This window comes from Pseudarthrobacter sp. LMD1-1-1.1, from assembly GCF_040676255.1.
In the GTDB taxonomy this organism is placed as follows: domain Bacteria; phylum Actinomycetota; class Actinomycetes; order Actinomycetales; family Micrococcaceae; genus Arthrobacter.
Genome location: NZ_JBEGHP010000025.1, coordinates 1 through 20,631, shown reverse-complemented (window position 1 = coordinate 20,631; position 20,631 = coordinate 1). Strand labels below are relative to the sequence as shown.

Below are 20,631 nucleotides of genomic sequence, written 5' to 3'. Positions count from 1 at the left end.
GAGGCCCGCCTGTGGATGGATTCAAACACACCCTGGAGTCCATCCCAGACGGCGGCACCCGCCGCACCTACGGGACCGCGTACTTCGACGGCACGGCGTGGTGGGCGAACATCAACGGCAAGCTCGTGGGCTGCCGCTGGCTGGACCCCATGCAGCCTTTGCAGGGCGGCAACATCGTTGTGGACATCTCCAACGAGGGCCGCGGCCAATACAGCGCCCTCGTCATCGGCGGGTACACGGACCAGCCACGCCCGTCCACGGGGACGGTGGATACCATCATCCCCGCCGGGGTCGCCACCCAGATCGTCCTCACCGGCGCTGATGGGATCGAGTACACCACTGATCGGTTCATCGGCTCCTACTCCCCTGGGGACCCCGTGTACATCACGTGGGACGCGGCCACCCCCACGGTGATCGGCAAGATCCCCTCCATCGCCACCCCACCCCCGGCCATCGCCCCGCCGCCTGCGGCTGTCGTGGGCAGCGGCACGACGACGCTCACGGCCATCGGCACGGACACGTTCGGTGTCGGCGGCTGGGGCCGGTGGGCGCTCTCCACCCAGGGCCGGGAACATATCTACTCCGGGACGTGGGCCGGGACCGTCCTCACCGGTGCCTGGTTCTACGGGGCACCCCGCCCGGAACTCGCCGGGAAGACCGTTACCGCGGTCCGGTTCAGGCTTCCGAGACGGCTGAAGGCGGGCAACTACAACACCCCCGCGACGGTCAACATCTACGCGCACAACTCCAGCTACAAACCCCGGGACGACGTCGCCCGGGTCGCTGGCCCCTTCACCGTCACCGTCCAGCCCAACGCTGAGGCCCAGATCATCAACCTCCCCACCAGCTTCGGGCCCATCATCGCGGCCGGCGGCGGGATCAGCATCGCCGGCGGCGACTACGTCTGGTTCCAGTCCCGGCTGGAAGACCCCGAATCCGGCAAGATCGACATGGATTGGACCGCATAATGCAGACCCTGCAAAACGGCATCAAATCAATCACCAACGGCGACAACTACGACCTCGCCGAACACCTCAAGCAGTTCGGCACCTCCGCTAACGTCATCATCCCCGTCAGCAGCCAGGACCAGCGGGACGCCCTGACGGACAAGTTCGTCGGCATGACCGTCCGCCGTCTGGACTTCCGCGGCACCCTCGAATGGTGGAACGGCTCCTCCTGGACCTCCCAGCGCGGCGTCTCCTACACGCCCCTGTGGTCTGGTGTCGCTGACTTCGGCGCCGGCGGCTCCCTGACCGGCACGTACTGGGTGAGCGGTGACCGTGTCACCGTCCGGGCGAAGGCCAAGTTCGGGGACGCGGCGAAAACCCCGGCGGAGAAGATGGGCACGGCCGCCGTGTACTGCCCTCTCCCGGCCGGGTACCCGATCGCAGGCAGCGAGAACGCCTACCTCGGCGGCGGCTCCCACGTCACCTCCACGGGCATCATCCGGCCCCTGTTCATCTTCGCTGGGTCCTCGACCACGGCGTCCGTGTGGGCGCCCACGATCCCCGTGAAAACCCCCGGCGAGGCCGGATACCCCGGCGGGCTGGGCGACTACATGGAGTTCGAAATCGAGTACCAGACGAGCGCCGTCTGATGCCGCACCGGTTCGTTGGCCACCGCCTGGCCACTGTCTACGCGCAACCGTTCGAGTCAGCCATCGCCTTGGTGCTGCTCGCATCGGGCCTTGCCATGGCCATAGACGAGAAGTACACACCATCGTCCATCGCCGCCTTGGAGTGGCCATGGAACATCCTGTTCCGGGTCCTTGTCCTACTGGCCGGGACCCTCATGCTGGCCGGGCTCCTACGCGGCCGCCACCGCTGGTCCTTCGGCCTCGAAATGACAGGCATGGTCTGTGCCGCCATCGTGTTCTTCACCTACGCCGGCGGCCTCGCCGAGAGCATCACCCAAAGCGGAACCAGGGCGATCATGGGCTGCCTCACCTACTTCATCGTTGCTGGCGCATGCGTGGTGAAAACCCGGGCCCTGTGGATCGAAGCGCACAACCGGCTCCAACTCATCAAGGAACTCCCGTTGCCCGACAACGAGGAAGGCAACGAGCAGTGAACGAAATCCTTCCCACGATCATGAGCGCCGGCGTCCTGACCGCTTTGGTCACGCTCGCCGGGGTGCTGGTGAACCGCCGCAACGTGAAGTCCGAGGCGAACGCCCGGAACCTCAAAACACCGGCCGAGGTCGACAACCTTGTCGCCACCACCCACCGCGCCAACCTCGACGCCGTCCTCGCAGTGAACGCGACCCTGCTGGCCAACAACGGCAAGCTGCAGGAGCGGCTGACCGCCGTCGAGGAAAAGCAGAAGGAGCAGGGCAAAGCACAAGCGGAATTGAGCGCCCTGGTCGACATGCTGCAGCGAGGGCTCGCATCCGCGTACGCCTACATCACCACTCTGCTGAAGATCATCGAGGACCACCTCCCGCACGTGGAGATCCCCGCCCCGCCGCACGGCTACAAACCCACGACCGAGGAGGACATGGCATGACACTCACCCTCCAAGCCGTGCAAGACACACTCGGCGTCTGGATCCCCAAGGTCCAGGGCCAGTACATCAACGAGGACTGGAACCCGGAGAACGAGGGCTTCGGCGCCCAGTGCTGGGACCTCGCCGCGAACTGGTCCAAGACCCTGGGCCTGCCCGTGATCAACACCGGCTACCCGGGCAATTGGGTTGGCTGGGCCGGGAACATGGTCTCCGCCTACCCCCAGACGCCGGCAATCGAGGCCGCGTATGAGCTAATCCAGCCCGACCAGCCGGGCATGGCCGGAGACATCGCGGTCTGGGGTGACTCTTACAAGGAGTACTACCCAGCCACCCATGTCGCCGTCCTGATCCGGGACGCCAACCTGCAGCTGCTGTGCGCCTCGCAGAACAGCACCTCATCCCGCGCCGATAACCCCTACCCCAAGTGGTCCTCCGGCCCGGCCACCATCCAGTACCTCCCCCGCCGCGGCCTCATCGGCTTCCTGCGGCCCCGCACATCAAGCTCCATCAACTACCAAGGCAGCATCACCACATCCCAGGAGGACGACGTGACCACCCCAGAACAGATCGACAAGATCGTCACGGCAAGCGCCGAAGCGACCCAGGCAGCCATCAACCACCTGTACGACCGGATCACTTCCGAGGTCGTCGGCAAGCTCGATGAACTCAACGGCGCCCACCACGTGGCCACCCGGGAGCACGTCAACGGGAAGGTCCCGGACATCGCCGCGGCGTCGGCCGCTGCGACCCTGACCAAGCAGGTCCCTTACAAGGACCCGGTGACGGGGCAGGACACGGGCCAGACCACGAGCTTGGCCACCCTGGCCGGGTTCGCGGACTTCCAGGCGGTGGCAACTCGCGCACTGGTGGCACAGGGCCCCGCAGGGGTGGCCGCTCAGATCAACGCCGCAGGGCTGGCTGAGGCCGTCCGCGACGAGCTCGTCAAGCTGATCGGAGGCAAGTGATGGCAGACCACCGCGCAAACGTGGCCACGCAGGCCCTGTTCCCGTGGCAGGCCGTGATCCGGACAGTCGTGCAGGTCGGCATCCCGGCGTTCCTTGCCTTCGCCGCGCTGCTCCCGGAAATCGTCCAAGCCATCCTTGACCAGTTCAGCGAGCATCTGCCGGCAGGCTTCCGCTTGTGGATGCTTGCTGTGGCCGCCGGCGTGACTGGAGTAGCTGCGGTCATCACCCGCATCATGGCGCTGCCACGGGCCATCGACTTCGCCCGCCGCTACCTTCCCTGGCTGGCACCCGACAAGCAGTAGGAGGCCCGGCATGGCCGTGGAGGTCACCCCGAACGGGTTCAAGAAACCCGACAGCGCCACCGAGCTCGTGAAGCGCGGAGCGCAGATGATCGCGGACAACGCCCAAACGGCTGAGGACCTGATCGCCGCCTTGCAGGAGCGTCTTCCTGCTCATTACGACGGCGGGACGCCATCCACGGTGTACGCCACAGAACAAATCATGGATGGAGGCGGTGTCTGATGGCACAGCGAATTCAGTTGCGCCGGGGTACGGCGGCCGAGTGGGCCGCGGCGAACCCGGTCCTGGCTGTTGGTGAGCCCGGTGTTGAGACGGACACCGGCAAGCAGAAGTTCGGCAACGGCACCTCTACGTGGACGGCCCTGCCGTACGCGTCCAAGGGCGACCCGGGCCCAGCCGGCATCGCGGACGACGCGTCGGTTGCGGCCCTCTTCAGCAACCCAAACAGCCAGACGCGTGCGGCAGGAAATGCCACTTATGTGGACAAGGCATCGGCGGCGTCCACATACTCTCTTCAGGGAGTGGATTCGACTCAGCGGTTCATGGCGCTGCTGAACAACGAGCAGCGGGACACCTCACTGCTCTACGTGGGCGACTCGACGGGCAACGAAGCAGGCGAGTGGATCAGGCTGCACGCCAGCAAGCTCGCCGCTGACTGGCCCCGCTGGAAGGTCCTCTACCGGCTCTGGGACGACACCGCGCAGACTTATGGTGCAGCCGAGACGGTACAGGCGGGCACCGGCACCCGGACGCTGACGATCTACAACGCCTCGGTGCCCGGCTTCTCCACCTACTCCTGGCAGGCCGCACGCGCCGACGCCGCGCTCTACTCGCTCACCCCGGACCTCATCGTCCTGTCCTTGATGCACAACGAGCAGGTGGGCATCGCTGAGCCGCAGTGGTTCGGGCAGTACGTCGGCCTCACTGAGTCCCTGACGGAACGGCTGCCGGGTGCGGACCTGGTCTGTGTCGCGCAGAACCCGGAGACGGCGAACAACTACCAGCAGCAGCGCCGCGAAGTGGTCCGCGAAGTCGCGTCCCGCAAGGGGTACGGCTTCATCGACGTTACCCAGGCGTTCCTCGATTACGGTGCGGACCTGACAGTGGACGGCATCCATCCGGGCGCTGTCGGCTCCCAGCTCTGGGCGGACACCGTGCACGCCGCGTTCAAGCTGTCCAAGAAGGCGTCCCCGCGCCCGCAGCAGCCCTCCACGCTGACGCAGGCCGGGGAACAGTTGCTGAAGAACGGCGACTTCTCCACCTTTACCGGCTCGACCCCGGACCAGTGGACCCTGACCAACGCCACCGCCGCGAAGGACACCACCAATTACGAGTCAGGCGCCGGCTACTCGGTGAAGATCACCGGCACGGCGGCGGGCGCCACCCTGACCCAGTACGTGCCGATCAACCGGGTCAAGGGCCGCTGGGTCAACATCGCCGTCCGCATGTTCGTCCCAGCAGGGGCCGCGCTCACGGTCGGGCGTATCGGGATCAGCGACTCCACCGGCTCCACCCTGCTGCCGTCCGGACCCTCCGGCACTGGCGGTTTCCGCTGGCTGTCGGTGACCCGGTTCATCCCGGCCACGGCCACGAACTGCCGCGCCATCATCTATGCGGACTCGTCCGCCGGCCTCGGTAACGTCAGCATCGACCGCGTTGTAATGACCGTCGGCAAGTACCCGCACTCGGCAGCTAACGCCCAGGCCGGGGTGGCGGGACCGGCAGGGACCAACATTACGCAGATGGACCACCTGTCCACCCTCGGCACGTCCCCGACCCTCTCGCTGGCCGGGAACACCCAGTTCACCGTGGGCGCCGCTAACCAGGGCATCTGTGTGCCGGTCATCCCGCACCGGGACTGCACCATCAACACGCTCCGCTGGATGCCCGGTGTCGCCTCGGGCAACTACGACATCGCCATCCTGGACGCGACCGGCACCCGGCTGTGGTCCAAAGGCTCAACGGCACTGACATCGGGCGCGAAAGTGGAGACTGTCAGCCCCGGCGTGGCACTGACAGCGGGCACGAAGTACTGGATCGCCATCGCGTTCGACAACACCACGGCGCAGGCTTACGGTCTGTCCGCCGTCGTCGCAGCACAGGGAACCATGATGGATGGCACAGCGTTCGCCCGCACCGTTTCATCGATGTTCCCGATCCCCGCCACGGTCACCCTCGGCACCACCGGGTCGGCGAAAATCCCGAACGTGGTACTGGCAGAGGCTTAGCGGATGAGCTTCGGTGCGACGGCGTCCGCCCAGACCTTGCTGCCGGCAGGGTTTGGGTGGATGTTGTCCACCAGCAGCGGGGCGATGTCACCCTTGGCTTTGAACGCTGCGTAAACGTCCACGGCCTCGTAACCGGAATCCTTGGTCAGGTTCCGGAACAGGTTCACGACGGCGGCAGAGTTATCAGCCTCGGGGTTCTCCGGGTTCTGAAGCATGTACAGCATGGCCTTCGCACCCAGTTTGTCGTCCACCGCCTGGGCGAGCTTCAGCGTGGTTTGCTCGGCGTTCCAGACGCCCTTGTAGTTGTGCCCGTAGTTCATCATCACCAAGTCCACGGCGAGACCGTCCGGGGCCATCTTCGCCAAGTTCGTCAGGGCATAGTCACCTGTCTGGCCCGGCACGGAACCGTTCCAGATGTTGATTGGCGCGTTACCGCCCGCGCCGATAGTCAGAGGCGCCGTGTAGGCGGAGTTGATCCAGCGGTGCATCAGCACGGGCCGGTTGTAGTGGTCACTCATCTGCTTCGCCAGGAGGAACACGAACTCGTCCGAGTCGTTCCCGGTGGAGTCACCAAAGACCACCATCGACCACTCCCTATTGGGATCATGCAGCAGATCAGCGGCCTCGGCAACGGGCGGGCGGGCAGTCTGAGGGAGCAGAACCTTCGCCGCTGACGGCTGCGGAGGGTGGGAATAGTACTCGGCCACCTTGTCCGACACCGGCGGCGGAGTGTGAGCGCAGCCCGTGAGAGCGAGCAAAGCGACAGCAGAGACCAGGGCAAAGCGTTTCAAGAATCCCCCAAGAGAAGTGTGATAGGCCCGATTCTACCCGGCCCCGGTTACGGCCAATAAGACCGGAATAGTTCCCTAACTAAGATCGCCCCATGCTGCGCCCAAACTGTCGGCGCGGCATGGGACAATTAGGGGACCAGAAACCCCCGCGATTGCGTCAACAATCCGGGGGCGTGACCAACACTTTCTAGGAGTGCTGATATGTCCATTGTCTCCCGCACCTGCCACCGCTGCAAAGTGGCACAGCCCATCGACCAGTTCTACGTGGACGCTGAGATTCGCGCCGCCGCACGCAGAGGAAAGAAGACCACTCTGCCCTGCAGGTCCTGCAACCAGGCATACCAGCAGCAGAAGCGCGCACCCCGCCAAGACTACGTCGACCAGATCAAACGCGAGACCGGTTGTATGGACTGTGGGCTCCACCCCGAGTACACGCAGGTCCTTGAGTTCGACCACCGGCCGGACGAAGTGAAGCTCTTCCACATCTCGGACCGCATGACCTCCGGAACCTTCGAAGCTTTCAAGGCGGAAGTCGCCAAATGCGACGTCGTGTGCGCCAACTGCCACCGCGTGCGCACCGTCCTGAAGAACCAATTCGCCCAGGACCTCGGGGCAACCCGGATACGCATGGGCCAGGTCTACAAAGACCGGGCCGCCGGACTCGGGCACATCTGGGAAGACTCCGCAGTAGCAGCAGCAACCGCATCATCCCCCGACCAGCTCCAACTGGATCTCTTTTCAGCCTGAGGTTTTGAATAGCGCCCCACCTCCGAAGAGATGGGGCGCTATTTGCTGTGTCAGGATCTAGGCCGAGGTGATGCTCAGACCGACAAGTCGCGCTGCCGCCTTGCCACGGCATCCGCCAGGTTAGCTGGCTTGACGTCACCTTCGAGTTTGGCGACGCGTTCCTCCAGCTCCCGCACCTTAGCCCGCAGTTCTTCCACCGATTCTTCAGCCATTCGATATCCCCTTACTCTCGCTGTCGTAGCCCGCATTCTGCTGACCTCTTAAAGCCTATCGAGCGCCCCAGGAACACCTGCACTTTCCCGGCAACCTGTGCACTCAGGTGGGGCTGGCCTTTTGAATGTGTACGGCTGCAGACCATGCCTGCAAAAACGCATGTTGCCGACCCTCGTTCCAGCCAGTAATTTAGTCGAGGCGGTTCGGGGCTTTCCCCCAAGGATCCGAACCGCCGAGCGAAGGCCCCGCACCCATTTCCCCCGAAGTGGTGCGGGGCCTTCTTGGTGGTTAAGTGGGTGTCGTGGGACTTTTCGAGGATCAGACCAAGTTCGTGCAGGACGGCGCCGAGTACGAGCACGCGGATCTGCGCCCGGAGCTGGCCCCTGGGATCGTCAGGAGGTTCGTCTACGGCGGAGAGCCCAAGGTCATCGCGCAAGTCCCCCTGAAGGCCGGTGGCGGGGTCGAGGTCCACGGCTACGCGACCCACTACACCCAAGACTGGGTCAGCTTGGAATGGACCGATGACGTCTTCGCTCACTGCACCTGCTGGGTCCCAGCGACTGACGTGCGCCGCCCTGCCGAGGGTGAGTGGCACGGTCGGTACGTACAGTTTTGAGGGATGAACCTATGGGCAAATTATGGGCAAGACATCCCATCTAAGCAGGATCGAACCGCGATTTACCGCGACAAGCACCGCTTGCATAATCCCCGGGAAACAGGGCCAAAATCCCCGTCTGCATGAGGATTCTGGCCTGTTGAAAGGATGGGACAGCCGATACGCCGGGTTCTGTTCTCCCCTGCCGTTACCGGAAAGGGAGCGACGGCCATCCATCTACGAGTACCGTTGCCGGCACCCTCCAGCGGCCTACCCGGACACTCGGGCGGGCAGCCCTCGAACGTGTCCTGTCTGGCCTTGCTCCGGGTGGGGTTTACCTAGCCTTCCCGGTCACCCGGGAAGCTGGTGGTCTCTTACACCACCGTTTCACCCTTACCTGCCCTCCCCGGCCGGAGCCGGAAATGCAGGCGGTCTGTTTTCTGTGGCACTGGCCTGCGGGTTACCCCGAGTGGGCGTTACCCACCACCCTGCCCTGCGGAGCCCGGACGTTCCTCGAGCCACTTGCGTGGCGCGCGGCCGTCTGGCTGTCCCATCCGGGTCCCAGTCTACCGGCGCCGCCGGCCGCCTTTTGCCGCCGGTAGGATCGGACGGTGCTGATTCTGCTTCCCCCTTCCGAAGGCAAGACACCCGCGCTCCGCGGCCCCGCCGTCGACTGGACCGCCCTGGGCTTCCCGGAGCTCAACCCGTACCGCGCCAAGGTCCTTGAGGCGCTGGGAACAGTCAGCGCCCATCAGGATGCCCTCGCCCTGCTGGGCGTCGGAGCATCCCTGCGGGACGACGTCGAACGCAATACGCGACTGCATGCCGAACCGGCGGCGCCGGCGCACAGCATTTATTCGGGCGTCCTGTATGACGCCCTGGGCTACCGGACGCTGACGCCGGTTCAGCGCCGGAAGGCCGATGAGTCCGTCCTGGTGATCTCGGCGCTGTGGGGGGCCCTGCGCTTTGGCGACAGCGTTCCTGCCTACCGGTTGTCCATGGGCACGTCCTTGCCCGACGTCGGCCGGCTGGCTCCCTTCTGGAAGGCGCAGCTTGCCGACACCCTGGGCGCAGCAGCCCAGGGACACCTTGTGGTGGACTGCCGGTCCAGCACGTACGCAGCGGCGTGGGCGCCCCCGGCGGAACAGACCGTCTCCGTGAATGTCTTCACCGAGAGTGCAGGAGTCCGCAAGGTAGTGAGCCACTTCGCCAAGCACACGCGCGGCGAACTTGCGCGGCACCTGCTGGTGCGCCGCGGCAAAGCCCCGGCCACGCCGTCGGACCTCCTGAGAGCTGCCCGCGAACAGTGGGACGCCGAACTGGTGCCCGGGACCGCACGCAAGCCGCACGCCCTGAACATCATCCTGCCGGGCTGACCGCCCGGCAGGGTGCCTGTGGGCTGCTTAGGACCACTCGTCCGAACGGACCAGGATGGCGCCGGAGTCCGGGCAGAAAACGATGTCGTCGGCAGCAGCTGCCTTGATCTCGGCGAGGTCGCCGGGGCTGAGCTTCATGCCCGAGGCTTCCGACGTTCCGTGGAAGAGCCTGGCCGCACCCACTCCCCGCTTGGCCAGCGTCTTCTCGTAGACCGCCACCAGGCCCGCGTCCAGGCCTTGGGCAAATTCGCCGCGCTGGGCACGCAGGCCCGCCGCTTCCGTTTCCACTTCGGCCAGGGCCGCATCGAGCTCGGCCCTGATGGTTCCAAAGGACCCCTGGATGTCATCGACGATCTGCTGCTGGGCTGCCTGCCGCTCCCGCAGCGAGTCGAGCCGCTCCATGACTTCCAGTTCCACGTCTTCAAGGTCCGAGCGCCGCTTGTTCAGCGACGCGATGTCCTTTTGAAGTGCCACCAGGTCCTTGGACAGGCCGGTGCCGCTGTTGAGCCTGGCTTCGTCGCGTTCGATGCGCGAGGCAACCTGTTCGACGTCGGCCTCTGCCCGCTTCAGCGCGGCCTCGGCGTCGTGCACGGCCACCTTGGCTGCGCCCAGTTCACCGTTGGCGACGGACAGGGCGGCCTCGAGGTCCTTAATCCGGGGATCGTTTTCCAGCGTGCGGCGGCGGTTGGCGAGGCCCTTCAGCCGGGCATCAAGCCCCTGCAGTTCGAGCAACTTCAACTGTTCCGCCGGTGCTGCCTTGGCCACGTTTACCTCCGCTAGATCCCTTCCGGCCGGGGCCGGGCACCGAACCGGCGCTTCCTAGACTCTAGCCGGGAGTGAGGATGAAGTCCCACGGATCGCTGTTGGTGGTGCTGACCAGGATCTCAACGTCATGGCCCTGGTCGGACAGGACGTTGCCCAGGGCCGCGGCGGCGGCAGGCAGCCACAGCCATTCGCTGGCAAAGTGCGACACGTCCACCAGGTACGGCCGTCCATTGAGGGCGGCCTCGCGCGCCTCCGACGCCGGGTGGTGGCGAAGGTCGGCGGTGACGTAGACGTCGGCATTGCTGGCCCGCACTTCGTTGAACAACGAATCGCCGGCACCGCCGCACACCGCGATGCGCCGAACCAGCCCGTCCTTATCGCCGGAAACACGCACTCCCCCGGCCACGGAGGGAAGGATCCCGAATACGCGGGCGGCGAAGTCGCCCAGGCTCATGGCATCCGCGAGGTCGCCCACGCGCCCGATGCCTTCCTCCGGCAGCCCGTTGGCCGCCACGGTCAACGGGGCGACGTCCTGGAGTCCCAGGGCGTCAGCCAGGACATCGGAGACACCTCCGACGGCGGAGTCGCCGTTGGTGTGCACGGTCAGCAGTGCCGTCCCCGACTCAATAAGCCGGTGCACCGCCCGCCCCTTTGCCGACGTGGCTGCCACGGACGTGACGCCCTTCAACAGCAGGGGGTGGTGGGTGATGAGCAGCTCCGCTCCCCACTCAACCGCTTCCTCAATGACTTCCAGGGTGGGATCGACCGCGAACATCACCTTTTTGACGGGGGCGGACGGGTGGCCCGCGACGAGCCCTACCTCATCCCAGGTCTCCGCCAGGGATTCCGGCCACAGCTCCTCAACCGCAAGCAGCAGCTCAGCCAAAGTCGGGGCGTCCGCGGAACCGGCCGCGGGCGGCGTGTCGGAGGAGGCCTCGCCGTCGTAATCTGCCTGGCCGGTAACGTCGGTGTCCACAGGTTCCATAGTCTTAGTTTTACCCCATGGGCTTCCCGCCGCCGCAGTTTGCGGCGCTGTGCCGGGGTGCCCGGGGAATCTTCCGGCGCTGTCAACCATTGAAGAGGTCATGAAAACTTTTGTTCTTGGCGGAGGGTGCTTCTGGTGCCTTGACGCCGTCTACCAGAAGACCAGGGGCGTCACCTCCGTTGTATCCGGCTACACCGGCGGGCACGACCCCCACCCGGACTACTACTCGGTCTGCAGCGGGACCACCGGGCACGCCGAAGTTGTGGCGGTGACCTTCGATGAGGACATCATCCCGGCGGAGGTGGTCCTGGACATGTTCTTCGCCCTGCATGATCCCACCACGCTGAACCGCCAGGGATACGACGTGGGCACGCAGTACCGCTCCTCGATGTTCTACGAAACCGACGAGGAAAAGATCCTGTTCGAGGAAGCCATCGACCGCAACCAGGCCCTGTGGTCCCACCCCATCGTTACCGAGGTCAGCCGGCTGCCGCGGTTCCATGTGGCGGAGGAATTCCACCAGGATTACTACGCAAAGCACCCGGAACAGGGGTACTGCCAGGTGATCATCAACCCCAAGCTGGCCAAGGCCAGGAAATATTACTCTGCATGGCTTAACGCTTAGCCCGGCGTTACGCGGCCTCGTTAGGCTGACCTCAGTATCCACCCCTTAGAGATAGGCGTATGTACATGGCACGGATCTATGACGATGTAACGCAGCTGGTCGGCGGGACCCCGCTGGTTCGGTTGAACCGGCTCAGCGAAGGGCTGGACGCCACCGTTGCCGTGAAGCTGGAGTTCTACAACCCGGCCAACAGCGTCAAGGACCGCATCGGTGTCGCCATCATCGACGCCGCGGAAAAGTCGGGCGCCCTGAAGCCCGGCGGCACCATCGTTGAAGGCACCTCCGGCAACACGGGCATTGCCCTGGCCATGGTGGGTGCCGCACGCGGGTACAAGGTCATCCTCACCATGCCCGAGACCATGTCCACAGAGCGCCGGGTCATGCTGCGTGCCTTCGGCGCCGAGATTGTGCTGACTCCGGGATCAGAGGGTATGCGCGGCGCCGTGGAGAAGGCCCAGGAAATCGTGGCCAACACCGAGAACTCCATCTGGGCACAGCAGTTCGCCAACGAAGCCAACCCGGAGATCCACCGCAAGACCACGGCAGAAGAGGTCTGGGCCGACACCGACGGCGCCGTTGACATCTTCGTGGCAGGCATCGGCACCGGCGGAACCATCACCGGCGTCGGACAGGTCCTGAAGGAGCGCAAGCCCGGCGTGCAGATCGTGGCCGTGGAACCCAAGGACTCCCCCATCCTGAACGGCGGCGCCCCCGGCCCGCACAAGATCCAGGGCCTGGGCGCCAACTTCATCCCGGAACTGCTGGACACCAATGTCTACGATGAGGTCATCGACGCCACCCTCGAAGATTCGGTCCGCGTCGCCCGCGACCTGGGCATCAAGGAGGGCATCCTTGGCGGCATCTCCTCCGGAGCCATCGTCTGGGCTGCCCTGGAACTGGCCAAGCGGCCGGAAAACGCCGGCAAGCTGATCGTGGCCGTGGTGTGCGACTTCGGTGAGCGTTACATCTCCACCGTGCTCTATGACGACATCCGCGGCTGATCAGTCCGCTCTCCGCCCGATTCCTGTAGAAAGAACTTTGTGGGCTTTTTCGCAAGACTAAAGGAAGACCTCGACGCCGCCCGGTCCCACGACCCGGCGGCTCGAGGTTCTTTTGAGAACTTTTTCGCCTATTCCGGGCTGCATGCCATCTGGATCCACCGGCTGACCCACCGCATGTGGCAGAAGCCGGAGCTGCGTTTCCCGGCCCGGCTCCTGTCGCAGCTGGGCAGGTCCTGGACCGGGATCGAGATCCATCCAGGCGCCACCATTGGCCGCCGCTTCTTCATCGACCACGGCATGGGGGTGGTGATCGGCGAGACTGCCGAGATCGGCGAGGACGTGATGATCTATCACGGTGTGACGCTGGGCGGCCGTTCGCTGGCCAGGATCAAGCGGCACCCCACGATTGGCGACCGCGTGACCATCGGTGCGGGCGCCAAGATCCTGGGGCCCATCACCATTGGCCGGGACAGTGCCGTGGGAGCCAACGCCGTGGTGGTCAAGGACGCGCCGCCGGAGTCCATCATCACCGGAGTTCCCGCCAAGTGGCGGCACCGGGATGCCCAGCGGGAGACCAAGCCCGCGGTGGATCCGGCCGAATACGACATCGAGTACCGGATCTAGCGGACGCAGTTCGGGGCCGGCCCGCTGCGTTGCTAACCGGGGAAACGCCTGTAGATGGCCCACAGAACGGCATCGAAGGCACGGTCCGGGAGCAGCCGGCGCAGCAGCAGGATGGCCCGCGCGCCCTTACCCACCGGATACCGGGTCTTGGGCCGCGGCGAGGTGGCGGCATGGACAATCGCCTCCGCAATAACCTCCGGGCGCGAGGACATTGCCGAGCCGTCGGTGGAGGCCAGCGCGGCTGCCACGACCTTGGCCTGCACCGCATAAGGTCCCGTGCCTGAATTGGCCAACAGGCCCTCGGAGGAGATGGCCCCCCATTCAGACTGGGTACCGCCCGGTTCGATAATGGCCACGTCGATTCCGTGCGGCTTGAGCTCCACCTGGAGCGAATCGCTGAGGCCCTCCACCGCGAACTTCGTGGCGTGGTACCAGGCGCCCAGCGGCTCGTACATCTTTCCGCCGATCGATGAGATATTGATGATCCGGCCCCTGCCGGCGGCGCGCATGGCCGGCAGGACGAGCTGCGTCATCCGGGCCAGCCCGAAAAGGTTGACCTCAAACTGCCGCCGGCCTTCGGCCAGCTCCACTTCCTCCAGCGACCCGTAGGACCCGTACCCGGCGTTGTTGACCAGCACGTCGATCCTGCCGTGGGCTGCGAGAACCTCCCCCACGGCCGCACCCATGGACTCCTCGTCTGTCACATCCAGCGGCAGGATCCGAACGCCGTCAGCCCTGAGCGGTTCCATTTTCTCCACCCGGCGGGCGCCGGCGTAGACGGTGAAACCGTGGGCCGCGAGCTTTTTTGCGGCTTCAAAGCCGATTCCCGTGGACGCGCCGGTGACAAAAACGACAGGCTGGCTCATGGGCGGGACTCCTTGGGACGGTGCGGCGGGACGGGCAGGCAGCGCGGATCGACGGTCGTTCCGGCAGGAAACACCAGCGGCCGGCGCCCCCAGAGTATCGGGTAGCGCCGGCCGCCGGGCCGGAAACGGTGCGGACTAGTGCGTGTCCACCGCTTCGACCTCGGACTTGTCTTCGCCCCAGAGGGTGTGGAAGGTCCCCTCGGCGTCGACGCGGCCGTAAGTGTGGGCGCCGAACAGGTCGCGCTGGCCCTGGATCAGGGCGGCAGCCACGCGCTTGCGCCGCAGGCCGTCGTAGTACGCCAGGGACGACGAGAACACCGGCACCGGAATGCCGAGCTGGACGGCGGTGGCAACAACGCGGCGCCAGGCCGGCAGGGCGTCTGCGATGGCCTTGGTGAACGCCGGCGCGAAGAGCAGGTTGGCCGGCTTCTCGTCGGCGGCGTACGCCTTGGTGATGTCCTTGAGGAGCTCGGCGCGGATGATGCAACCAGCGCGCCACAGGGACGCGATTTCGTCCAGCTTCAGGTCCCAGCCGTATTCCTTGGCCGCGGAGGTGAGCATGTCCAGGCCCTGGGCGTAGGAGACCAGCTTGGAGGCGTAGAGCGCCTGGCGGACGTCCTCGACGAACGTCTCCGGGATCTCCACTGTGGCCTCGTTGCCGGCCAGCAGTTCCTGGCCCAGCTTGCGCTGCGCGGCCTGGGAGGACAGTGCACGGGCAAAGACCGACTCAGCGATCCCCGACACCGGCGAGCCCAGTTCCAGGGCGGAGATGACAGTCCAGCGGCCGGTGCCCTTTTGGCCTGCGGCGTCGACGACGACGTCCACGAACGGCTTGCCGGTCTTGGCGTCAACGTGGCCCAGCACTTCGGCCGAGATCTCGATCAGGAAGGAGGACAGCTCGCCCTGGTTCCACTCGGAGAAGATCTTTGCCTGCTCGGCCGGCTCGATGCCCGCGCCGGAGCGCAGCAGGTCGAAAGCCTCGCCGATGACCTGCATGTCGGCGTATTCGATGCCGTTGTGGACCATTTTGACGAAGTGACCGGCGCCGTCGGTGCCGATCCAGGCGCAGCAGGGCTCGCCGTCGACCTTTGCGGAGATCTTTTCCAGCAGCGGGCCAAGTGCCTTGTAGGACTCTTTGGAACCGCCGGGCATGATGGACGGCCCGTTCAGCGCACCTTCCTCGCCGCCGGACACGCCGACGCCCACGAAGTGCAGGTCCTTCTTGGCCAAGGCCGCTTCCCGGCGGCGGGTGTCCTCGTAGTGGGAGTTGCCGGCGTCGATAATGATGTCGCCCGGCTCCAGCAGCGGCTCCAGCTGTTCGATGACCGAGTCGACAGGCTTGCCGGCCTTGACCATGATGAGGACGCGGCGGGGCTTCTCCAGGGAGTCCACCAGTTCCTGCAGGGTCTCGGTGCGGACGAAGTCACCCTCCGAGCCGTGCTTTTCCAGCAGCGCATCCGTCTTCTCCACGGACCTGTTGTGCAGCGCAACGGTGAAGCCGTTGCGGGCCAGGTTCCGGGCGAGGTTGGCGCCCATGACGGCGAGTCCGGTGACACCGATGTGTGCAGACATCAATAACTCCAATTCATTGGTGGCCTCGGCTGCCGGCTTCCGCGGGCGGGAAGTCACCGGGCCAGATCAGGGGGTCGGAATAAAGCATATATATTCTGGCGGTGACGCGAAAGTAACGTCCGCGTCATGGAACCCTTTGTGTCGGTGCCAGTCTAGGGCTGCTGCCTTGCAGTGTCCTGGGCCGTTGGCTTGCCTGATCTCCGGACGCCTGCCAACAACTAGGCTTAGCTTCATGACCAGCAGCCTCCACCACCGTGCCATCGACAATCTGGGCACGCGGATCATCTCGGGGGATCTTCCTGCCGGCCATGTCATGCTCGCGGAGCAGCTTGAGGTTGAACTGAAGGTTTCCCGGTCCGTGATCCGGGAAGCGGTACGGGTCCTGCAGTCCCTGGGCCTGGTGGAAACCACCAAGCGGGTGGGTATCCGGGTGCTGCCGGCCAGCCGGTGGAATCCCTTTGATCCGCAGGTCATCCGGTGGCGTCTGGCCAGCGATGCACGCGGCGCCCAGCTGCGCTCCCTTGCCGAACTGCGGGCAGCAGTGGAGCCTGCGGCTGCCGAACTGGCCGCGCAGAACGCTCCGGCAGCGCTGCGGATGGAACTCGTGGACGTGGCCCGGGCCATGCGGGAGGCCGGCAACAACGGCGAGGTGGCCCGGTTCCTGGAACTGGACATCCGCTTCCATTCGCTCCTGCTCTCAGGCTCCGGAAACGAGATGTTCGCCAACCTTATGGGCCAGGTGGCGGAAACCCTGACAGGCCGCACCGTCCACGGACTGATGCCCGACCACCCGCACCAGGCCGCCCTGCAGTGGCATGAGGATGTGGCGGAAGCGATCGCCCGTGGCGACGCTGTGTCCGCGCGTGAGGCCTCGGACCGGATCATGCGGCGCACGATGTCCCAAATGGCCGATACTTGGACGGAACAGCCGCGGGTCTTTATTCCTGTTCGGCAGTAAGCATCAGCGGGAACCGGGAAGAAACGTGTAATACCCGCGACATGTGACTTTTTGTTTCCGGGAGTTCACGGTATATTCATCCCAGGCCCTCCACCGCGGCATCCCCCAATAGTCGCGGTGGAGGGTTTTCCAATGCCCGGACAAAGGCGCGGAGCCTGATCTCCTACGCTGCGCCGGCCACCGGTTCCCTCAGCCGCCAGCCGCCGCCCGGCCCGTCCCGCTGAAGATACATAGTGGTCAGGGCCGACCTGGAGTTGTTTCCCAGCCTGACCTGTACCTGCAGGACTTCGACGTCCACACCGCTGCTGCCTTTGGGCATCCGGCGGCTGGTTTCCCACCAGTTGACGCGCTCGAACCACCTCACCGGCTCGGCACCCACAGCCCATTCCCTGCCCCGGCTCAGCACCGCCGTCGGCATTCCATCGCTGTCTGTGTGCACTATGACGTGTTCCATTCCTGCAAGCTATGGCAAGGCACTGACAATGGCGCCGGGAGGGCGGCACAACAAAAAAACCCCCGCTGCCTCCGCCATCAGGCGGGGGCAACGGGGTTTTGCTGGTGGGTCCTACCGGGATCGAACCGATGACATCCACGGTGTAAACGTGGCGCTCTACCAGCTGAGCTAAAGACCCAAATCGCGTGGTTTCCGGCCGTTCCGCCGTAACCAACGAACATAGACTCTACCCGACTGTGGGCCGGAAACGCGAATCCATGGAAGAAGTGTCCCGCCTACAGCGAAGGAAGTTCTGCGGCGAGGTAATCCAGTGCCTGGCTGACACCGGTTTCCAGCTTGATGGTTGCCTTGTCATCGCCACGGGTGGCGCCCCGGTTGATGATGACGACGGGCTTGGATTCCTTGGCGGCGTGCCTGACGAACCGCAGGCCGCTCATGACAGTCAGCGACGACCCGGCAACCACCAGCGCCGCAGCCTGGTCCACCATTGCGTACGAGCGCTCCACGCGGTCCTTGGGCACGTTCTCGCCGAAGTAGACGAAATCCGGCTTCAGAGTACCGCCGCAGGCGGGACACACCGCCACCACAAAGCTGCTGATGAGGGCCTGGTCCTCCACGGTGGCGTCAGCGTCGGGGGCCATTTCCACGAGTCCGCCGGCCGCTGCCCGCTCCAGGAAGCCGGGGTTGAGTTCCTCAAACACACCGGCCAGCAGGCGACGGGAGTATGTGCGCCGGCAGTCCAGGCAAACCACCTGGTCATACCTTCCGTGGAGATCCACCACGTTGGCGCTGCCGGCGTCCTGGTGCAGGCGGTCGACGTTCTGGGTTATCAGCCCGGTGAGGTATCCGCGCCGCTCCAGCGCCGCGGCGGAATAGTGGCCCTGGTTCGGGTCTGCATGCCGCATGTGGGACCAGCCGATGTGGTTCCTGGCCCAGTACCGCTGCCGGTTGGCCGCGTCCCGGACGAATTCCTGATACGTCATGGGCGAACGGGGCGGCGAATCCGGACCGCGGTAATCCGGAATGCCGGAGTCGGTACTGAGGCCGGCACCCGTCAGCAGGGCGAAGGGGGCGCCCGCGAGAAGGTCCCGGATCCGTGCCAGAACGTCGAGGTCATTGCCGGAAGGCGGGGCCGGGGCTACCGGCGGCATGCTGGCGAAGCCGGTAAGGCCCGTCCCCCGCCGTTCCCCAGCCATGCTGCCTCAGGCCTGCTTAAGATCCGCCAGCGCGGCGCGGTATTCGCTGAAGTCGCGGGCCTGGCCGCGGGGGTTCACCACGCTGTAGCGGACCCTCCTGTCACCATCAATGATGAAGGTGGCCCGCTTCGCCATGCCGCTGCCGGCGTCGAACACGCCGTAGGCATTCGCCACGGCGCCGTGGGGCCAGAAATCAGCCAGAAGGTCGAAGGTGTAGCCCTCCTGCGCCGCGTAGGCCCGGAGGCTGAACTTGCTGTCCACGGACACGGCCAGGACAACCGCATTCGAATACTCGAACATGCCCAGGTTGTCCCGGATTTCGCAAAGTTCACCGGTACAGATACCCGAAAACGCAAAGGGGTAAAAGACCAGCGCCACGTTTTGCCCCCGGAAAGAGGAGAGCTTCACCGGCTCGCCGTATTGGTTGGCCAGCTCAAAATCGGGAGCTGCGGCGCCCAGCGAAGGAACAGCTGCAGACGCGGCCTCAACCGCTGCCGTCACTTGTTCTTCCTGCTGACCAGGCGGACGGCGCTCCAGTCCTTTGAGACCCCGGCTGAGGTGGTGACATGCAGGCCCGCCGTGGGAGCAGCCTCCTGGATTTCCGCCGGCGAAACGTAGCCGTCCCGGCCCGACTTGGGGGTGAGCACCCAGACAACGCCGTTTTCGCTCAGGGTGGTGAGGGAATCCATCAGGCTGTCCACCAGGTCCCCGTCGCCGTCGCGCCACCAAAGGATGACGGCGTCCGCCACCTCATGGTCGTCCTCGTCAAGCATTTCGGACCCGGTGAGGTCCTCAATATCGTCACGCAAGTCGAAATCGACATCGTCGTCGTAACCGAACTCCTGAATCAGATCCCCATTTTTGAAACCCAATTTTTCCGCCACATTTACCGAAGTGGCGGCGTCGGCCTCGCTCACGTGTTCCTCCAATACCTCATATATGCGGTGTGCATAGTGATTTCCATTACTCCCAAGCCAACACCCTTTGTGCCCGCGCTTCAAGCTGCCGCCCCCTGGACTGCGCATATTCTGCGTCACATCGGGCCACAGCGGCCCCGGCACAGGGGCTTTTCGTCACACAACCAGTATGACGAACGAAATACAACTGCAGCACCCGGACCGCAGCTACGCATCGTCTTGCCGTGACGGCTAGAGTGGCTGATGACAACTATGCCTGCGGACGACGACCTTGTGACTCCGTGCAGACATAGGAGCGCTAGGAAGCTGCCCGGCACACATGACCGGGCTGTTGTAACCGATACGTCGCACACGGCGTATATACGCCGGGCAGTCACCCTGCCTGGCCTGAGTGCGCCGATTCATGCGCGCAAAGAGAGGTTGGACGTGGCTGCAGGAGAAGATACCTCCCATATCCTCAGCGGGTTGACTAACCAGCTGCCTGATCGTGATCCGGAAGAGACTGCCGAGTGGGTTGAGTCCCTGGACGCGTTGATCAGGGAACAGGGCACCGAGCGTGCCCAATACATCATGCGGAGCCTGCTGCAGCGCGCCGGCGCGCAGAGCGTGGGTGTGCCGATGGTGACCACCACCGATTACGTGAACACGATCCCGGTGGACCAGGAAGCTGCGTTCCCGGGCAACGAGGAGTTCGAGCGCCGGTACCGGGCGTACATGCGGTGGAACGCCGCGGTCATGGTGCACCGGGCGCAGCGGCCCGATATCGGGGTCGGCGGACACATCTCCACCTACGCCGGGGCCGCGACCCTGTACGAGGTCGGGTTCAACCACTTCTTCCGCGGCAAGGACCACCCCGGCGGCGGGGACCAGGTCTTCTTCCAGGGCCACGCCTCCCCCGGCATGTACGCCCGGGCGTTCATGGAAGGACGCCTGTCCGAGGAAGACCTGG

Annotated in this window: 25 protein-coding genes, 1 tRNA gene, 1 other RNA gene and 1 pseudogene; 16 read left to right on the top strand and 12 right to left on the bottom strand. The window is 65.2% G+C overall.

Going from position 1 to position 20,631, the window contains the following annotated elements:
* Window positions 1-11 precede the first annotated feature (11 nt).
* The 8 genes from MRBLMD1_RS18650 to MRBLMD1_RS18615 are packed head-to-tail and all read left to right on the top strand — an operon-like array spanning window position 12 to window position 5,997.
* Window positions 12-968, top strand: a complete 957-nt coding sequence (locus tag MRBLMD1_RS18650; RefSeq protein WP_364402421.1) for a hypothetical protein — start codon at window positions 12-14, stop codon at window positions 966-968.
* The gene (locus MRBLMD1_RS18645) at window positions 968-1,597 is read left to right on the top strand and encodes a hypothetical protein (protein ID WP_364402418.1); all 630 of its coding nucleotides are present in this window, start codon (window positions 968-970) and stop codon (window positions 1,595-1,597) included. Before MRBLMD1_RS18650 ends, MRBLMD1_RS18645 begins: the two co-directional genes overlap by 1 nt.
* Window positions 1,597-2,070, top strand: a complete 474-nt coding sequence (locus tag MRBLMD1_RS18640; protein WP_364402416.1) for a hypothetical protein — start codon at window positions 1,597-1,599, stop codon at window positions 2,068-2,070. The genes MRBLMD1_RS18645 and MRBLMD1_RS18640 overlap by 1 nt, the downstream gene beginning before the upstream one ends.
* Complete coding sequence (locus MRBLMD1_RS18635) at window positions 2,067-2,504, top strand: hypothetical protein (RefSeq protein ID WP_364402413.1); 438 nt, start codon at window positions 2,067-2,069, stop codon at window positions 2,502-2,504. The genes MRBLMD1_RS18640 and MRBLMD1_RS18635 overlap by 4 nt, the downstream gene beginning before the upstream one ends.
* Window positions 2,501-3,469: a hypothetical protein gene (locus tag MRBLMD1_RS18630; protein ID WP_364402411.1), complete on the top strand. Its 969-nt coding sequence runs from the start codon at window positions 2,501-2,503 to the stop codon at window positions 3,467-3,469. The genes MRBLMD1_RS18635 and MRBLMD1_RS18630 overlap by 4 nt, the downstream gene beginning before the upstream one ends.
* Window positions 3,469-3,771, top strand: a complete 303-nt coding sequence (locus MRBLMD1_RS18625; RefSeq protein ID WP_364402408.1) for a hypothetical protein — start codon at window positions 3,469-3,471, stop codon at window positions 3,769-3,771. The genes MRBLMD1_RS18630 and MRBLMD1_RS18625 overlap by 1 nt, the downstream gene beginning before the upstream one ends.
* A 10-nt stretch (window positions 3,772-3,781) precedes the next feature.
* Window positions 3,782-3,991: a hypothetical protein gene (locus tag MRBLMD1_RS18620; protein ID WP_364402405.1), complete on the top strand. Its 210-nt coding sequence runs from the start codon at window positions 3,782-3,784 to the stop codon at window positions 3,989-3,991.
* A complete protein-coding gene (locus tag MRBLMD1_RS18615) occupies window positions 3,991-5,997 on the top strand; it encodes a GDSL-type esterase/lipase family protein (protein ID WP_364402402.1) in 2,007 nt (668 codons plus the stop codon). Before MRBLMD1_RS18620 ends, MRBLMD1_RS18615 begins: the two co-directional genes overlap by 1 nt.
* Here the strand turns inward: MRBLMD1_RS18615 and MRBLMD1_RS18610 are convergent.
* Window positions 5,994-6,581, bottom strand: coding sequence for an SGNH/GDSL hydrolase family protein (locus MRBLMD1_RS18610; RefSeq protein WP_364402399.1), 588 nt, complete (start codon window positions 6,579-6,581; stop codon window positions 5,994-5,996). The genes MRBLMD1_RS18615 and MRBLMD1_RS18610 overlap by 4 nt on opposite strands.
* 408 nt (window positions 6,582-6,989) lie before the next feature.
* Here MRBLMD1_RS18610 and MRBLMD1_RS18605 point away from each other — a divergent pair, with 408 nt between their 5' ends.
* On the top strand, window positions 6,990-7,535 hold the full coding sequence (locus tag MRBLMD1_RS18605) for a hypothetical protein (RefSeq protein WP_364402392.1): 546 nt from the start codon (window positions 6,990-6,992) through the stop codon (window positions 7,533-7,535).
* A 74-nt stretch (window positions 7,536-7,609) separates the two neighbouring features.
* Here the strand turns inward: MRBLMD1_RS18605 and MRBLMD1_RS18600 are convergent, their stop codons facing one another.
* A complete protein-coding gene (locus MRBLMD1_RS18600) occupies window positions 7,610-7,747 on the bottom strand; it encodes a hypothetical protein (protein ID WP_364402389.1) in 138 nt (45 codons plus the stop codon).
* Window positions 7,748-8,049: 302 nt separating this feature from the next.
* Here MRBLMD1_RS18600 and MRBLMD1_RS18595 point away from each other — a divergent pair, with 302 nt between their 5' ends.
* Window positions 8,050-8,364, top strand: coding sequence for a hypothetical protein (locus tag MRBLMD1_RS18595; RefSeq protein ID WP_364402386.1), 315 nt, complete (start codon window positions 8,050-8,052; stop codon window positions 8,362-8,364).
* Window positions 8,365-8,508: 144 nt separating this feature from the next.
* Here MRBLMD1_RS18595 and rnpB read toward each other — a convergent pair.
* An RNA gene (gene rnpB / locus MRBLMD1_RS18590) (RNase P RNA component class A) lies at window positions 8,509-8,896 on the bottom strand.
* Between the two features lie 58 nt (window positions 8,897-8,954).
* On the opposite strand from rnpB, the gene MRBLMD1_RS18585 reads away from it, so the two are divergent.
* Window positions 8,955-9,719 (top strand): YaaA family protein, encoded by a 765-nt coding sequence (locus MRBLMD1_RS18585; RefSeq protein ID WP_224026379.1) that lies wholly within the window; start codon window positions 8,955-8,957, stop codon window positions 9,717-9,719.
* 27 nt (window positions 9,720-9,746) lie between these two features.
* Here MRBLMD1_RS18585 and MRBLMD1_RS18580 read toward each other — a convergent pair whose 3' ends face one another.
* Together MRBLMD1_RS18580 and MRBLMD1_RS18575 are read right to left on the bottom strand one after the other, a co-directional pair.
* Entirely contained in the window at window positions 9,747-10,484 is a 738-nt protein-coding gene (locus tag MRBLMD1_RS18580; RefSeq protein ID WP_159631764.1) for a zinc ribbon domain-containing protein, read from the bottom strand.
* A gap of 61 nt (window positions 10,485-10,545) precedes the next feature.
* Window positions 10,546-11,469, bottom strand: a complete 924-nt coding sequence (locus MRBLMD1_RS18575; RefSeq protein ID WP_364402382.1) for a Nif3-like dinuclear metal center hexameric protein — start codon at window positions 11,467-11,469, stop codon at window positions 10,546-10,548.
* A gap of 100 nt (window positions 11,470-11,569) precedes the next feature.
* Between MRBLMD1_RS18575 and msrA the strand changes: the two genes are divergently transcribed.
* The 3 genes from msrA to epsC all read left to right on the top strand — a co-directional run bounded on the left by msrA (window position 11,570) and on the right by epsC (window position 13,719).
* The gene (gene msrA / locus MRBLMD1_RS18570) at window positions 11,570-12,094 is read left to right on the top strand and encodes a peptide-methionine (S)-S-oxide reductase MsrA (RefSeq protein ID WP_224026381.1); all 525 of its coding nucleotides are present in this window, start codon (window positions 11,570-11,572) and stop codon (window positions 12,092-12,094) included.
* 65 nt (window positions 12,095-12,159) lie between these two features.
* Window positions 12,160-13,095, top strand: coding sequence for a cysteine synthase A (gene cysK, locus MRBLMD1_RS18565; RefSeq protein WP_159631762.1), 936 nt, complete (start codon window positions 12,160-12,162; stop codon window positions 13,093-13,095).
* A 39-nt stretch (window positions 13,096-13,134) separates the two neighbouring features.
* Window positions 13,135-13,719 (top strand): serine O-acetyltransferase EpsC, encoded by a 585-nt coding sequence (epsC, locus tag MRBLMD1_RS18560; RefSeq protein ID WP_159631761.1) that lies wholly within the window; start codon window positions 13,135-13,137, stop codon window positions 13,717-13,719.
* 32 nt (window positions 13,720-13,751) lie between these two features.
* On the opposite strand, the gene MRBLMD1_RS18555 is transcribed toward epsC, so the two are convergent.
* Entirely contained in the window at window positions 13,752-14,585 is an 834-nt protein-coding gene (locus MRBLMD1_RS18555) for an oxidoreductase (RefSeq protein WP_364402378.1), read from the bottom strand.
* A gap of 135 nt (window positions 14,586-14,720) precedes the next feature.
* Entirely contained in the window at window positions 14,721-16,157 is a 1,437-nt protein-coding gene (gndA, locus tag MRBLMD1_RS18550; RefSeq protein WP_159631759.1) for an NADP-dependent phosphogluconate dehydrogenase, read from the bottom strand.
* Between the two features lie 232 nt (window positions 16,158-16,389).
* On the opposite strand from gndA, the gene MRBLMD1_RS18545 reads away from it, so the two are divergent.
* Window positions 16,390-17,115, top strand: a complete 726-nt coding sequence (locus MRBLMD1_RS18545) for a FadR/GntR family transcriptional regulator (RefSeq protein ID WP_159631758.1) — start codon at window positions 16,390-16,392, stop codon at window positions 17,113-17,115.
* Window positions 17,116-17,278: 163 nt separating this feature from the next.
* Here the strand turns inward: MRBLMD1_RS18545 and MRBLMD1_RS18540 are convergent, their stop codons facing one another.
* From MRBLMD1_RS18540 to MRBLMD1_RS18520, 5 genes are all read right to left on the bottom strand, one after another.
* Window positions 17,279-17,569: a hypothetical protein gene (locus tag MRBLMD1_RS18540; RefSeq protein ID WP_364402374.1), complete on the bottom strand. Its 291-nt coding sequence runs from the start codon at window positions 17,567-17,569 to the stop codon at window positions 17,279-17,281.
* A 102-nt stretch (window positions 17,570-17,671) separates the two neighbouring features.
* A tRNA-Val gene (locus MRBLMD1_RS18535) sits at window positions 17,672-17,747 on the bottom strand.
* Window positions 17,748-17,844: 97 nt separating this feature from the next.
* Window positions 17,845-18,765 carry an NAD-dependent protein deacetylase gene (locus tag MRBLMD1_RS18530; RefSeq protein WP_159631756.1) on the bottom strand — a complete coding sequence of 307 codons (921 nt, stop codon included), beginning with the start codon at window positions 18,763-18,765 and terminating at the stop codon, window positions 17,845-17,847.
* 6 nt (window positions 18,766-18,771) lie between these two features.
* On the bottom strand, window positions 18,772-19,266 hold the full coding sequence (locus MRBLMD1_RS18525; RefSeq protein WP_364402371.1) for a peroxiredoxin: 495 nt from the start codon (window positions 19,264-19,266) through the stop codon (window positions 18,772-18,774).
* Window positions 19,263-19,682 carry a DUF3052 domain-containing protein gene (locus MRBLMD1_RS18520; RefSeq protein ID WP_141160169.1) on the bottom strand — a complete coding sequence of 140 codons (420 nt, stop codon included), beginning with the start codon at window positions 19,680-19,682 and terminating at the stop codon, window positions 19,263-19,265. Before MRBLMD1_RS18520 ends, MRBLMD1_RS18525 begins: the two co-directional genes overlap by 4 nt.
* Window positions 19,683-20,108: 426 nt before the next feature.
* Here MRBLMD1_RS18520 and MRBLMD1_RS18515 point away from each other — a divergent pair.
* Window positions 20,109-20,631 (top strand): annotated as a pseudogene (locus MRBLMD1_RS18515) (pyruvate dehydrogenase (acetyl-transferring), homodimeric type); the annotation flags it as partial.

Excerpts from the sequence above, each read along its gene's own strand:
- MRBLMD1_RS18645 (WP_364402418.1), top strand. The coding sequence starts at position 968 with ATGCAGACCCTGCAAAACGGCATCAAATCAATCACCAACGGCGACAAC.
- MRBLMD1_RS18640 (WP_364402416.1), top strand. The coding sequence starts at position 1,597 with ATGCCGCACCGGTTCGTTGGCCACCGCCTGGCCACTGTCTACGCGCAA.
- MRBLMD1_RS18630 (WP_364402411.1), top strand. The coding sequence starts at position 2,501 with ATGACACTCACCCTCCAAGCCGTGCAAGACACACTCGGCGTCTGGATC.
- MRBLMD1_RS18625 (WP_364402408.1), top strand. The coding sequence starts at position 3,469 with ATGGCAGACCACCGCGCAAACGTGGCCACGCAGGCCCTGTTCCCGTGG.
- MRBLMD1_RS18620 (WP_364402405.1), top strand. The coding sequence starts at position 3,782 with ATGGCCGTGGAGGTCACCCCGAACGGGTTCAAGAAACCCGACAGCGCC.
- MRBLMD1_RS18615 (WP_364402402.1), top strand. The coding sequence starts at position 3,991 with ATGGCACAGCGAATTCAGTTGCGCCGGGGTACGGCGGCCGAGTGGGCC.
- MRBLMD1_RS18610 (WP_364402399.1), bottom strand. The coding sequence starts at position 6,581 with ATGGTGGTCTTTGGTGACTCCACCGGGAACGACTCGGACGAGTTCGTG.
- MRBLMD1_RS18605 (WP_364402392.1), top strand. The coding sequence starts at position 6,990 with ATGTCCATTGTCTCCCGCACCTGCCACCGCTGCAAAGTGGCACAGCCC.
- MRBLMD1_RS18600 (WP_364402389.1), bottom strand. The coding sequence starts at position 7,747 with ATGGCTGAAGAATCGGTGGAAGAACTGCGGGCTAAGGTGCGGGAGCTG.
- MRBLMD1_RS18575 (WP_364402382.1), bottom strand. The coding sequence starts at position 11,469 with ATGGAACCTGTGGACACCGACGTTACCGGCCAGGCAGATTACGACGGC.
- msrA (WP_224026381.1), top strand. The coding sequence starts at position 11,570 with ATGAAAACTTTTGTTCTTGGCGGAGGGTGCTTCTGGTGCCTTGACGCC.
- cysK (WP_159631762.1), top strand. The coding sequence starts at position 12,160 with ATGGCACGGATCTATGACGATGTAACGCAGCTGGTCGGCGGGACCCCG.
- MRBLMD1_RS18555 (WP_364402378.1), bottom strand. The coding sequence starts at position 14,585 with ATGAGCCAGCCTGTCGTTTTTGTCACCGGCGCGTCCACGGGAATCGGC.
- gndA (WP_159631759.1), bottom strand. The coding sequence starts at position 16,157 with ATGTCTGCACACATCGGTGTCACCGGACTCGCCGTCATGGGCGCCAAC.
- MRBLMD1_RS18545 (WP_159631758.1), top strand. The coding sequence starts at position 16,390 with ATGACCAGCAGCCTCCACCACCGTGCCATCGACAATCTGGGCACGCGG.
- MRBLMD1_RS18540 (WP_364402374.1), bottom strand. The coding sequence starts at position 17,569 with ATGGAACACGTCATAGTGCACACAGACAGCGATGGAATGCCGACGGCG.
- MRBLMD1_RS18530 (WP_159631756.1), bottom strand. The coding sequence starts at position 18,765 with ATGGCTGGGGAACGGCGGGGGACGGGCCTTACCGGCTTCGCCAGCATG.